The sequence below is a fragment of the Cellulomonas sp. NS3 genome (genome assembly GCF_024757985.1).
Classification (GTDB): domain Bacteria; phylum Actinomycetota; class Actinomycetes; order Actinomycetales; family Cellulomonadaceae; genus Cellulomonas_A.
This window is the reverse complement of record NZ_CP103289.1, coordinates 1,509,974-1,522,294: the sequence shown is the minus strand read 5'-3', so window position 1 is coordinate 1,522,294 and position 12,321 is coordinate 1,509,974. Positions and strand designations below refer to the sequence as shown.

The following is a 12,321-nucleotide window of genomic DNA, read 5'->3' as shown; positions in this document are numbered from 1 at the left end:
TTGAGCTCTTCGTGCTCACTTCTCCCCCTTGACCGGGGACCAGTCGGCCCCCATCGCCACGATCCCGCCGGACTCGCGAGGGCTTCCCGCCTCGACGTCGAACCTCACCGTGCGCTTGCGCAGGTCGTACGTGTGCTGCGTCGTCCAGTCCACGACCGACGCGACCAGGTCGAACGTGCCCGGCTGCAGCGGCACGCGCGGCACCGTGCAGTCGATGTACCCCGAGCCGTCGATGGACGCGATCTCGAGCCCGGCGTCGCGCGTGTGCAGGGCCCACACGTACACGCCGTCGATGTTCTCGAGGGCGAGCCCGAACACGGGCCGCTCGATCGGGCTGTGCGCCGTGTAGTGGACCCGGAACGTCATGGAGTCGCCGGTGCGCACCGACGTGGTCGCCCGGCCCGCGCCGTCGAGCAGCTCGACGCGCTCGACGACCGCCTCGCCGCTGCCGTGGCGGCCCTGCTCGCGCTCCTCGTCGGGGGCGACCTCGACCCGGTCGGTGCGGGTCTCGTCCAGGTAGTCGTCGACGAGGGCCATCGCGGGCCCCGCGCTCACGAGCCGACCGTGGTCGAGCCACGCGACGTGGTCGCACATGGTGCGCATGGTGCCCATGGCGTGGCTGACGATGACGACCGTCTTGCCGGCGGCGCGGAAGTCGGCGAACTTCTCCATGCACTTCGCCTGGAACGCCGCGTCACCGACCGCGAGCACCTCGTCGACCAGCAGGATGTCCGGGTCGACGTTGATCGCGACGGAGAAGCCGAGGCGCACGTACATGCCCGACGAGTAGTTCTTCACGGGCTGGTCGATGAACTGCTCGATGCCCGCGAAGTCGACGATCTCGTCGAACCGCGCGTCGATCCCCTTCTTGCTGAGCCCGAGGATCGAGCCGTTGAGGTAGACGTTCTCGCGGCCCGTGAGCTCCGGGTGGAAGCCCGAGCCCAGCTCGAGCAGCGCGGCGACGGAGCCGGTGACCTCGACCGAGCCGGTGTCGGGCACCAGGATGCGGGCGAGGCACTTCAGGAGCGTCGACTTGCCCGAGCCGTTCTCGCCGATGAGGCCGAACGTCGACCCCGTCGGGATCTCGAACCCCACGTTGCGCAGCGCCCAGAACTCGTCGTACTTCGCCCGGCGGCCGCGCATGAGCGAGGCCTTGAGGGACTGGTTGCGCTCCTTGTACATGCGGAAGCGCTTGGAGACGTCGTCGACGACGATCGAGCGGGTCACAGCTCCTCCGCCAGTCGGGGCTCGAACTTCTGGAAGACGCGCCAGCCGACGAGCAGCACGACCGCGGCCGAGCCGACGCACCAGGCCCAGTCGCCCCACGAGGGCCACGACTCCTCGTACAGCACCGCGCGGAACGCGTTGACGAAGTGCAGCAGCGGGTTGAGCTCCCAGAGCTGGACGAGCGGGAACGACAGGTCCCACTCGGCGAGCCTCGCGTCGAGCTTGACCTGTGCCTCCTCGACGAGCCGCATCGGGTAGATGATCGGCGTCGCGTAGAACCAGATCTGGAACAGGATCGCGACGAAGTGCTGGGTGTCGCGGAAGTAGACGTTCGCCACGGCGAGCATGAGCCCGAGGCCGAGCGCCAGCGCGGTCAGGAGCGCCAGCAGCACGAGCACGACGGGGATCCACGGCAGCACCATTTGCCCGAACAGCAGCAGCGCGAGGATCAGCACGCCGAACTCGACCATCGTCGTGACGTCGAGCGCGAAGACCGAGGACGCGACCAGCACCTCGCGGCGGAAGAACACCTTCTTGACGAGGTTCGCGTTCGCGACGACGGACGTGAGCCCGGTGGAGACGGCCGTCGAGAAGAACGTCCACGGGATCAGCCCGCACATGAGCCACAGCGCGAACACGTCGAGCCCGGTCGGGCTCGGGTCGATCTGGACCCGCATGAAGACGCCGAAGACGAGCGTGTACGTCGCCATCGTCGCGAGCGGGTTGATCAGCGACCAGAGGTTGCCGAGCGCCGTGCGCTTGTACCGCCCCTTGACCTCACGCATGGTCAGGTTGCGGAGCAGCTCCGCGGTCCGACGCGTCGCGAGCGTGTCCCTCACAGGGCGTCGGCCGCGCCGGAGGACGTCAGCGGGGTCGAGGCAGCGCGGTCGCGCGCACGCCCGGAGAAGTCTCGAGGAAGCATGGGCCGATCCTATGCGAACCGGACGCGTGCCCCCTTCCGCTTCAGCGCTCCGTGCGGCTGCGCACCCACCCGTAGACCTGCTTGGGACGACGCAGCGCGCGCATCGACCGGCTGTCCAGGACGGCGCCGAGCGTCGAGTCGGCCGTCTGCCGGGCGTCCTCGCTGCGCGCGAGCTCGGCCGCGAGGCGCGCGACCTCCGCCTCCTTGGCGGCGAGCTCCGCGGCGGCGTCGCTCAGCGCCTCACGGGTCTCCTCGAGCTGGGTCACGACACGGTCGACGGCCGCCTCGGCGTCGTCCCGCACCGCGCGCACGACGAACTGGTAGACGTCCGCGTCGGGCTGCGCGCGGACCCAGTCGACGACGCCGTCCGGGAGCGCCGCGGGGTCGACCCCGAGCTCGGTGCCGAACGGCGGTGCGACCGTGGACCGGACCTCGACGGCGGCCAGGCCGGCACGGCGCAGCATCTCGAGGAGCGTGCGGCGCGTGAAGAACTGCACGTGGGTCCGGTCGAGCAGCCCGCGGTCCGAGTACTCCCAGCGCCCCTGCAGGAGCGAGAGCCGCAGGTCCGCGTGCGCGACGTTGGGGATCGAGATGACGACCGACCCGCGGTCCGCGAGGAGCCCGACGGCGCGGCGGAGCAGCCGCTCGGGGTCGCGCAGGTGCTCGAGCACGTCCCCGAACACGACCACGTCGAAGCTCCCCGGCCCGAAGTGCCCGACGAGGTCGACGTCCTCGAGGTCGGCGACGACGACCTCGTCCAGGATCTTCGCCGCGCGCTCCGCGGCCTCGGGGTCGAGCTCGACGCCGCTGACGGAGCAGCCGTTCGCCATGAAGGCCTGGCCGAGGTAGCCGGTCGCGCAGCCGACGTCGAGCACCTTCTTGCCGCCGCCGACGAGGCGGAGCATGAGCGCGTGCGAGTTGTTCTCCGCCGCAGGATCGACGGCGGTGTCGTATGTCGGCATGACCTGGCCTCCGGTGAGCGGGTGCTGGGGCTCCCGGTGCACGTGCGTGCTGTGCCGGGGCAGCGGCACGGTGTGCCCGGTCGCCCCCCCGGGTGCCCGCCCGTCGGCACGTCGCTGCCTGTCACACCCTGCCTCGCGACACGCACGATACGCGCATCGGGTGACGCATGGGGACCACTCGGTCGGGTCGCGTCCGGCACCGGGCCGGGGGTGGACACCGGACCCGGGCGGGGTGCGTGAGACCATCACCCGGTGCTGATCACGCTCGACGCCACACCGCTGCTGGGCACGCGCACCGGGATCGGGCGGTACACGGCTCACCTCGTCGCCCAGCTCCCCGGGGCGCTCGCCCGGCGGGGGGCGGAGGGCGCGGTCCGCGTGACCACCTGGACGGCGCGGGGCGGGCGGCTCACCGACCTGCCCGCGGGGGTCCGGCAGGTCGGTCCGCGCGTACCCGCGCGTGTTCTGCGGGCGCTCTGGAGCCGCGGTGACCGGCCCCGCGTCGAGTCGCTCGTCGGGCGCACCGACGTGTTCCACGGGACCAACTTCGTCTCGCCCCCGACCCGCGCGGCGCGCGAGGTGGTCACGGTGCACGACCTCACCTACGCCCTGCACGCGAGCACCGTGAGCGCGGACAGCCTGCGCTACGCCGAGCTGGTCCCGCGCGCGCTCCGACGGGGCGCGCACGTCCTGGTGCCGAGCGACGCGGTCGCCGACGCGGTGCGCGAGCACTACTCGCTCGGTGCCGACCGCGTCAGCACGACCCCGCTCGGCGTCGACCCGGTGTGGTTCGAGGTCGCGCCGCCGTCCGCCACGTGGCTCGACGACCGCGCCCTCCCGCACGACTACCTCGTCTTCGTCGGCTCCCTCGACCCCCGCAAGAACCTGCGGGTGCTGCTCGAGGCGCACGCGCGCCTCCGTGCCGACGACACCGACGCCCCGGACCTCGTCCTCGCCGGGCCGGCGGGCCGGGACACGTCGCTCGCCGGCCGGCCCGGGGTGCACCTCACCGGGTGGCTCCCCGACGCGGACCTGCGCACCCTGGTCGCGGGGGCGCGTGCGCTCGTCCTCCCGTCGCTCGACGAGGGGTTCGGGCTGCCCGTCGTCGAGGCGCTGGCGGCCGGACGCCCCGTCGTGACGTCCCGGGCCCCGGCGCTCCTCGAGGTCGGCGGACGCCACGCGCGCACCGCGCCGGCGGAGGACGCCGACGCCCTCGCCGACGCGCTGGGCGCCGTGCTGCGCGACGCCGACGACGACGCGTCACGGCGGGAGCGCCGCGCGTGGGCGGAGCGCTTCAGCTGGTCGCGGTGCGCCGACCTGACCGTCGACGCGTACCTGGCGGCATGAGCAGCACGCCCGACGTGACGGTCGTCACCGTCACGTACAACGGCGTCGACCTCGTCCTCGACTGCCTCGACGGGCTCGCGGGCCAGCACCTGGACGGCGTGCGCGCCGAGGTCGTCGTCGTCGACAACGCCTCCGCGGACGGCACGGCGGACGCGGTCGCCCGTGCGCACCCGGAGGTGCGCCTGGTCCGCTCGGCCGTCAACACCGGGTTCGCGGGCGGCAACAACCTCGTGCTCGACGACGTGCGGTCGCCCTACGTCGTGCTGCTGAACAACGACGCCGTGCCGGAGCCCGGCTTCGTGGCCGCGCTCGTGCGGGGCCTGCAGCAGGCGCCGCGCGAGGTGGCGGCCCTCACCGCGACCGTCCTGCTCGCGGACCGCTTCCGGCCCGCGGGACCCGACGAGCACGAGCCGCGCGTCTCGGGCCCGTCCGGCGAGTACGTGCGGGACGCCCGAGGCACCACGACGCTCGTGAACTCGACCGGCAACGTGGTTCGCCGTGACGGCTTCGGCGTCGACCGCGGGTGGCTCGAGGACGCCTCGACGCACCGGCCCGAGCGCGAGGTCTTCGGGTTCTGCGGTGCCGCGGCGATCCTGCGCACGAGCGCGCTGCGCGACGTCGGGACGTTCGACGAGGACTTCTTCCTCTACTACGAGGACACCGACCTCTCGTGGCGGCTCCGGCTCGCCGGGTACCGCGTCGAGCACTGCCCCGACGCGGTCGTGCGGCACCGCCACGCCGCCTCGACCCGCGAGGGCAGCGAGGTGTTCCGGTTCCACGACGGCCGCAACCGGCTGCTCATGCTCCTCAAGGACGCGACGTGGCCGCTCGCGCTGCGCGCGCTCGGGCGCTACGTCCTGACGACGGCGTCGATCGCCGTGCGCCGCTCGCAGCCGTGGCCGCTCGTCCGCACGCGGCTGCGCGTCCTGGCGTCGACGGCGGTCATGCTGCCCCCGACGCTGCGCAAGCGGCGCCGGATCGGGCGCAGCGCCCGGGTGCCCCGCGTGCAGGTCGAGGCGCTGCTGGTCGCCCCGCCCGAGCGGGCGACCGGGGGCTACCGCGCGTGAGCCGCGTCGCACGAACGGCCCGTGCTCGGCGGGCGCCTCACTAGACTCCCTCCAGCGAACGTCGATCCTGGAGGTTTACCCGTGCGTCTTCTCGTCACCGGCGGAGCCGGCTTCATCGGCTCCAACTTCGTCCACCAGACCGTCCGCGAGCGCCCGGACGTCCAGGTGACGGTGCTCGACGCGCTCACCTACGCCGGGGACGAGGCGAGCCTCGCGCCCGTCGCGGACGCGGTCACGTTCGTGCGCGGCGACATCGCGGACGCCGAGCTCGTGGACTCCCTGGTCCGCGACGCCGACGTGGTCGTCCACTTCGCGGCCGAGTCGCACAACGACAACTCGCTGCACGACCCGTGGCCGTTCGTGCAGACGAACGTCATCGGGACGTACACGCTGCTCGAGGCGGTCCGCCGGCACGGGACCCGGTTCCACCACATCTCGACGGACGAGGTCTACGGCGACCTCGAGCTCGACGACCCGGCGAAGTTCACGCCGGACACCCCGTACAACCCGTCGAGCCCGTACTCCTCGACGAAGGCCGCGAGCGACCTGCTCGTCCGGGCCTGGGCCCGGTCGTTCGGCGTGCAGGCGACGCTGTCGAACTGCTCCAACAACTACGGCCCGTACCAGCACGTGGAGAAGTTCATCCCGCGCCAGGTCACGAACGTCATCGACGGCATCCGCCCCAAGCTCTACGGCACCGGCGAGAACGTGCGCGACTGGATCCACGTCGAGGACCACAACTCGGCGGTCTGGGCGATCATCGAGCGCGGCCGCATCGGCGAGACGTACCTCATCGGCGCCGACGGCGAGGAGAACAACAAGGCCGTCGTCGAGCTCATCCTCGAGCTCACCGGGCAGCCGCGCGACGCCTACGACCTCGTGAGCGACCGCCCCGGGCACGACCTGCGGTACGCGATCGACTCGACGAAGCTGCGCGACGAGCTCGGCTGGACGCCGCGGTACGAGAACTTCCGCGCCGGGCTCGAGGCGACGATCGCCTGGTACCGCGAGAACGAGGCGTGGTGGCGTCCCCAGAAGGACGCCACCGAGGCGAAGTACGCCCAGCTCGGTCGCTGACCCCGAGGAGGTGGCTCCCCGCCCCACGGTGAGCCACCTCCCCGGGAGTGCATCTGCACAGATCCTCCACCGCGCCCGACACGCTGGTCCCCCCTCCCCCCGGACCGCCCTCCTATCCTGCTGAGGTGACCATCCGCCACGCAGCCTCGTCGCGCCCCCGCGCGGTCCGGCACGCCCGCACGCACGGCAGCCACGGCGTCCTGCGCGGGATCGCGCTCGCGACGACGGCGTTGCTCGCGTTCGCCGGCTCGGGGATGGCCGCGGCGTACACCCAGCTGCAGAGCAACATCCAGTCCCAGGACGTCACCGAGCTGCTCGGCGACCGCCCGACCCCGACGCCGGACCCGGACGACCCGAACGCCGGCCAGGCGGTGAACATCCTGCTGATGGGCTCGGACGTGCGCGACGGGGCGAACGCCGAGATCGGCGGCGCGGTCGAGGGCATGCGCTCGGACACCACGATCGTGCTGCACATCTCGGCCGACCGGTCGCGTGTCGAGCTCGTCTCGATCCCCCGTGACTCGCTCGTCGACATCCCGGCGTGCGCGCGCTCGGACGGCTCCTCCTCGCGCGCGCAGTTCGGGCAGTTCAACGCGGCGTTCTCGATCGGCTCCGAGAAGACCGGGCTCGCGTCCGACGCGGCGGCGTGCACGATCCAGACGGTCGAGTCGAACACCGGGGTGTTCATCCACCACTACGTGGTGATCGACTTCGCCGGCTTCATCGGGATGGTCGACGCGCTCGGCGGGATCCCGATGTGCATCCCCAACGACATGCGGTCGTCGAAGGCGGGGCTCGACCTCACGGCGGGCGAGCAGGTGCTCGACGGGTCGACGGCGCTGGCCTACGCGCGCGCCCGCACCGGCGAGGGACTCGGCAACGGCTCGGACACCGACCGCCTGGTGCGCCAGCAGAAGCTTCTCGGCGCGACGGTGCGGACGGTGCTGTCCAAGAGCCTGCTCACCGACGTGCCGCAGCTCGTGCAGTTCCTCAACGCCGCGACGAGCTCGGTCACCGCGAACCCCGAGCTCGCGTCGATCCCGGCGATGACGGGGCTCGCGTTCAGCCTCCAGAACGTCTCGACGGGCAACATCACCTTCATGACCATCCCGTTCGCGGCCGCCAGGAGCGACCCGAACCGCGTCGAGTGGACGTCGGAGGCGGACCAGATCTGGGCGAACATGGCGGCCGACCTGCCGCTCGTCCCGGCCGAGGTCCCCGACCCGGCGGTGCCGGCCGACCCGGCGGCGACGGCACCGGCGGACCCGGGCACCACGGCGCCCGAGGTCCCCGAGACGGCTCCCGCGCCCCCCGTGACCGAGCCGTCCGAGGACGCCCCGCTGACCGCCGCGGTCAGCGACGTGTGCGGTCCGGCGTGAGCGGGTGCCATGACCTCCGATGAGAAGCCCACGGGCCGCGGCTCGCGCGCCCGCACCGGCGGCTCGGCCCGCCCCCTGACGCCCGGCACGCCGGGCCGGGCGCCGCAGCGCGACGGCTCCGGCCCCGCGACCCCGCCCAGCTTCGCGCCCGGCGCAGGCCCGGCCCGGCCGCCGAGCGCCGGGGACGCGGTGGCCGTCGGGGGCGGGACGCGCACCCCGGGACGACCGTCGCGACCGGCGCCGCCGCGCACCTCGCGGCCGGCGCCGCCCACCCCGAGCGACGGCAACCGGCAGGCCCCCGGCCGAGCCGGCGTCCGTGACGACGCCCGCCCGGCGCCCGTGCGCACGCCGACCCCCGCGCGCCGACCGGCCCGGGACGCCCGGCCGCCCGGCCGCCGTCCGGCCCGCGACGCCCACCGCGGGCCGCCGTCCGGCCGGCGACGAGCCCGTCGTCGTCGCGGGGCGGTCGACGTCCGGTGCCGCGACTGCCGGCACCGCGCGCGCAGCCGGCGCACGCCCGCCCGCAGCACGGCCGCCTGCGTCCGCACAGGTCGGCCCCGGCAGCCCCCGGCCGGCGACGACGCGTCCGGCCCGACCCGCGCCCGCGGCGTCGGGGCTCGGCGCCTCGGCCCCCCGCGTCTCGCGGCGGCGGCTCGCCGCCGTCGGTCTCGCGCTCGTGCTCGTGCTCGTGATCGCGTGGCCGATCGGGCTGCTGATCTGGGCCGACGGGAAGCTCGCGCACGTCGCGGCGCTCTCGGGGGCACCGGGGACGGACGGCACGACCTACCTGCTCGCCGGCTCGGACTCCCGCGCCGACGGGGCGATCGAGGACCCCGAGACGACCGGTCAGCGGTCGGACACCATGATGCTGCTGCACCAGCCCGCCTCGGGTCCCGCGGCGCTCCTGAGCCTGCCGCGCGACACCTACGTCGAGATCCCCGGCCAGGGGCCCGGCAAGCTCAACGCGGCGTACTCGGCGGGCGGTGCACCGCTGCTCGTGCAGACCGTCGAGGGCCTCACCGGCATGACCGTCGACCACTACGTCGAGGTCGGCTTCGGCGGGTTCGAGCAGATCGTCGACGCCGTCGGAGGCGTGAACCTGTGCTCCGACCTGACGGTCGACGACAAGGACAGCGGGATGGTGTGGACCCCCGGCTGCCGCGACGTCGGCGGCACGGAGGCGCTCGCCTTCGCCCGGATGCGCAAGGCGGACCCGGACGCGGACATCGGGCGCGCCCAGCGTCAGCAGCAGCTCATCGCGTCGATCTCGAGCCGCGTGCAGGACCCGGGCCTGCTCCTGCAGCCGGCCAAGCAGGTCGCGCTGCTGCGCTCGGGCACCGCGGCGCTCACGGTGAGCGACGAGACCGGCATCGTCGACCTGGGCCGCATGGCGCTGACGTTCCGGTCGGCGAACGGGCCCGACGGCATCACGGGGACCCCGCCGATCTCGAACATCGACTACCGGCCCGGCGGCGTCGGGTCGTCGGTCCTGCTCGACCCCGACCTGGCACCGGGCTTCTTCGCCGCGATCCGCGACGGCTCGCAGCCGCCCGGCGAGGTCGGCGGGATGCCGGCCCCCTGAGCCGGGCCTCCCACGCCGTCAGGCCGTGAACCCCGTGCGCGGCCGCCCGCCGTCCGCGTAGGAACCCCGCAGCCGCTCGCCCTTGGCGTCGGCCTGCGCGCGCAGCCCGGCCTGGAACTCGGCCATCGCCGCGGCGAGCCGTCGCGCGTCGTCGTCGACCCCCGACGCGAGGATCCGCACCGCGAGCAGGCCGGCGTTGCGCGCGCCGCCGACGGACACGGTGGCGACCGGCACGCCCGCGGGCATCTGGACGATCGACAGCAGCGAGTCCAGCCCGTCGAGGTACGCCAGGGGGACGGGGACGCCGATGACCGGCAGGGTCGTGACCGCCGCGAGCATGCCGGGCAGGTGCGCCGCGCCGCCGGCACCCGCGACGATCGCCCGCAGCCCGCGGTCGGCCGCCGAGCGCCCGTACTCGACCATCTTCTCGGGCTGGCGGTGCGCCGAGACCACGTCGACCTCGACCGGGACCCCGAACTCGCCCAGGGCCTCGGCCGCGGCCTGCATCACCGGCCAGTCGGAGTCCGAGCCCATCACGATGCCGACCAGGGGCTGTGCTGCCATGTCCGTCTCCTACTCGCGGGATGGTGGTGCGGTCAGGTGCGTCGTGGGGGGTCCGGGCCCCGTCCCCGCGTGCCGCGTCCGGCGCCGGCCGGCGCACGCGTCGTCGGTCAGGCCGGGTCCTCGCCGCGCAGCAGGGCCGCCGCCGCCCGGGCCCGCCGGCGGACGTCCTCGAGGTCGGCGCCCGAGACGTTGACGTGGCCGAGCTTGCGCCCGGGTCGCACGCCCTTGCCGTAGAGATGCACCTTCGCGTGCGGGTCGGTGCGCGCGACGACCGGCAGGCCGTCGGTCAGCTCGGCGCGCGCGCTGCCGAGCACGTTGACCATGACGGTCCACGGCGCGCGGGGCGCGGTGTCGCCGAGGGGCAGGTCGAGCACCGCGCGCAGGTGCTGCTCGAACTGGCTGGTGACGGAGCCGTCGATCGTCCAGTGACCCGAGTTGTGCGGGCGCATCGCGAGCTCGTTGACGAGCACCCGTGGCGCGGCGCCCGGCCCCTCCCCCGGGACCTCGAACAGCTCGACCGCCAGCACGCCGGTGACCGCGAGCCCCTCGGCGACCGCCACCGCGGTGCGCCGCGCCTCCTCGGCGGTGCGGGGGTCGAGGTCCGGCGCGGGCGCCACGACCTCCGAGCACACGCCGTCGACCTGCACGGACTCCACGACGGGCCACGTCCGGACCTCGCCCGACGGCGTGCGGGCCACGAGCACCGCCAGCTCGCGGGTGAACGGCACCTTCTCCTCCGCGAGGAGCTCGGCGCCCTCGCCCCGGGCGGCGGCGTCGAACCAGTCGTCGACCTCGCGCGCCGACCGGACCACGCGGACGCCCTTGCCGTCGTACCCGCCGCGCACCGTCTTGACGACTGCCTCGCCGCCCACCGAGCCGAGGAACGCCTCGAGCGCCGCGTGGTCCGCGACCGCGGCCCAACGCGGGCACGGCACCCCGAGCTCGGTCAGGCGCCGGCGCATCACGTGCTTGTCCTGGGCGTGCAGGAGCGCACCCGGCGCCGGGTGCACGGGCAGGCCGCCCGCCACGAGCCGCTCGAGGAGCGCCGAGGGGACGTGCTCGTGCTCGAACGTGAGCACGTCGGCGCGGGCGGCGTGCGCGGGTACGGCGGTACCGGGGCGGCCGGAGACGAGCTCCTCGACGGCCCGCTCGTCGCGCGCGGCACCGACCGGCGCGTCGACCACGACCTGCGCGGCCGACGACGTCGGCTCCTCGACGAGCACCCTCAGGTGCACCCCGAGCGCGGTCGCGGCGGGCGTCATCATGCGGGCGAGCTGGCCTCCACCGACCACGGCCACGACGGGTGCTGTCACGGGCGTCGAGCCTAGTCGAGCCCCGCGGCGTCGGCCCGCACCGTCCGGGACCGCGGCGCCCGGTGCGCCACCCGCCTGGCACTGCGGCGCGCCGCCGCCCGAGGGACTGGCGACGCGAGCCGCGGCATGCCCGCACCGGTTGCGGGGCGGGGACAGGGACGCCCGGCCGCGGTCCCCACCGACCGCGCGTCCGTTTTCACCCGATCTCGGCCTCGCCGCCGGCCGGAGGCCCAGGGGTACGATCCACCGGTGACGTCTACGCCTGGAGCAGGACCGGTGCGGCTGCTCGCCCTGCGGGTCCGCGTGCTCGAGCTCGCGCGGTTCCTGTCGGTCGGCGGGGTGGCGTTCGTCGTCGACCTCGGCCTGTTCAACCTCCTGCGGTTCGGGCCGGGCGAGCTGCTGATCGAGAAGCCGATCACCGCGCGCGTGCTGTCGATCGCCGCCGCGACGGTCGTCTCGTGGCTCGGCAACCGGCACTGGACGTTCGCCGAGCACCGCACCGCCCGGCGCGGGCGCGAGTTCACGGCGTACGCGGTCGTCAACGCGGTCGGCGTCGTGCTCGGGATCGGGACGCTGGCGCTCTCGCACTACGTGCTGGGCTTCACGACGCCGCTCGCGGACAACGTCGCGAACGTCATCGGCATCGGGCTCGGCACGATCGTCCGGTACGTCGGCTACAAGACGTTCGTCTTCACGTCCGCGTCGGGCGACGTCGTGCCGACGGTGGCCCCGCCCGTCGTCCTCGAGGACGTCACGGTCACCGACGCGCCCGTGCTCACCGGTGAGGCGCCGGTCGAGGACGCCGCGTCGCTCGATGCGACCGCCCCGGTGCCCTCGCTCGACCGGGCCTGACCCCCGCCCGCACACGCGCCGGCGGTCGG

Annotated in this window: 11 protein-coding genes; 6 read left to right on the top strand and 5 right to left on the bottom strand. The window is 74.2% G+C overall.

Going from position 1 to position 12,321, the window contains the following annotated elements:
* Positions 1 to 15 precede the first annotated feature (15 nt).
* From NXY84_RS07005 to NXY84_RS06995, 3 genes are all read right to left on the bottom strand, one after another.
* Positions 16 to 1,227, bottom strand: coding sequence for an ABC transporter ATP-binding protein (locus NXY84_RS07005; protein ID WP_258726393.1), 1,212 nt, complete (start codon positions 1,225 to 1,227; stop codon positions 16 to 18).
* Positions 1,224 to 2,066 carry an ABC transporter permease gene (locus NXY84_RS07000; protein ID WP_258726392.1) on the bottom strand — a complete coding sequence of 281 codons (843 nt, stop codon included), beginning with the start codon at positions 2,064 to 2,066 and terminating at the stop codon, positions 1,224 to 1,226. Before NXY84_RS07000 ends, NXY84_RS07005 begins: the two co-directional genes overlap by 4 nt.
* Before the next feature lie 124 nt (positions 2,067 to 2,190).
* Complete coding sequence (locus tag NXY84_RS06995; RefSeq protein WP_258726391.1) at positions 2,191 to 3,111, bottom strand: class I SAM-dependent methyltransferase; 921 nt, start codon at positions 3,109 to 3,111, stop codon at positions 2,191 to 2,193.
* A 252-nt stretch (positions 3,112 to 3,363) separates the two neighbouring features.
* Between NXY84_RS06995 and NXY84_RS06990 the strand changes: the two genes are divergently transcribed.
* From NXY84_RS06990 to NXY84_RS06970, 5 genes are all read left to right on the top strand, one after another.
* Entirely contained in the window at positions 3,364 to 4,458 is a 1,095-nt protein-coding gene (locus NXY84_RS06990; protein ID WP_258726390.1) for a glycosyltransferase, read from the top strand.
* Positions 4,455 to 5,525: a glycosyltransferase family 2 protein gene (locus NXY84_RS06985; RefSeq protein WP_258726389.1), complete on the top strand. Its 1,071-nt coding sequence runs from the start codon at positions 4,455 to 4,457 to the stop codon at positions 5,523 to 5,525. The genes NXY84_RS06990 and NXY84_RS06985 overlap by 4 nt, the downstream gene beginning before the upstream one ends.
* Positions 5,526 to 5,606: 81 nt before the next feature.
* On the top strand, positions 5,607 to 6,602 hold the full coding sequence (gene rfbB, locus NXY84_RS06980) for a dTDP-glucose 4,6-dehydratase (protein WP_258726388.1): 996 nt from the start codon (positions 5,607 to 5,609) through the stop codon (positions 6,600 to 6,602).
* 125 nt (positions 6,603 to 6,727) lie between these two features.
* A complete protein-coding gene (locus NXY84_RS06975; protein WP_258726387.1) occupies positions 6,728 to 7,981 on the top strand; it encodes an LCP family protein in 1,254 nt (417 codons plus the stop codon).
* Between the two features lie 676 nt (positions 7,982 to 8,657).
* Positions 8,658 to 9,563 (top strand): LCP family protein, encoded by a 906-nt coding sequence (locus NXY84_RS06970; protein ID WP_258726386.1) that lies wholly within the window; start codon positions 8,658 to 8,660, stop codon positions 9,561 to 9,563.
* An 18-nt stretch (positions 9,564 to 9,581) separates the two neighbouring features.
* Here NXY84_RS06970 and purE read toward each other — a convergent pair whose 3' ends face one another.
* Both purE and NXY84_RS06960 read right to left on the bottom strand, forming a co-directional pair.
* Positions 9,582 to 10,127, bottom strand: a complete 546-nt coding sequence (purE, locus tag NXY84_RS06965) for a 5-(carboxyamino)imidazole ribonucleotide mutase (protein WP_258726385.1) — start codon at positions 10,125 to 10,127, stop codon at positions 9,582 to 9,584.
* A 107-nt stretch (positions 10,128 to 10,234) separates the two neighbouring features.
* Positions 10,235 to 11,440, bottom strand: a complete 1,206-nt coding sequence (locus NXY84_RS06960; RefSeq protein WP_258726384.1) for a 5-(carboxyamino)imidazole ribonucleotide synthase — start codon at positions 11,438 to 11,440, stop codon at positions 10,235 to 10,237.
* Between the two features lie 249 nt (positions 11,441 to 11,689).
* Between NXY84_RS06960 and NXY84_RS06955 the strand changes: the two genes are divergently transcribed.
* Positions 11,690 to 12,292, top strand: a complete 603-nt coding sequence (locus NXY84_RS06955) for a GtrA family protein (protein ID WP_258726383.1) — start codon at positions 11,690 to 11,692, stop codon at positions 12,290 to 12,292.
* Positions 12,293 to 12,321 lie beyond the last annotated feature (29 nt).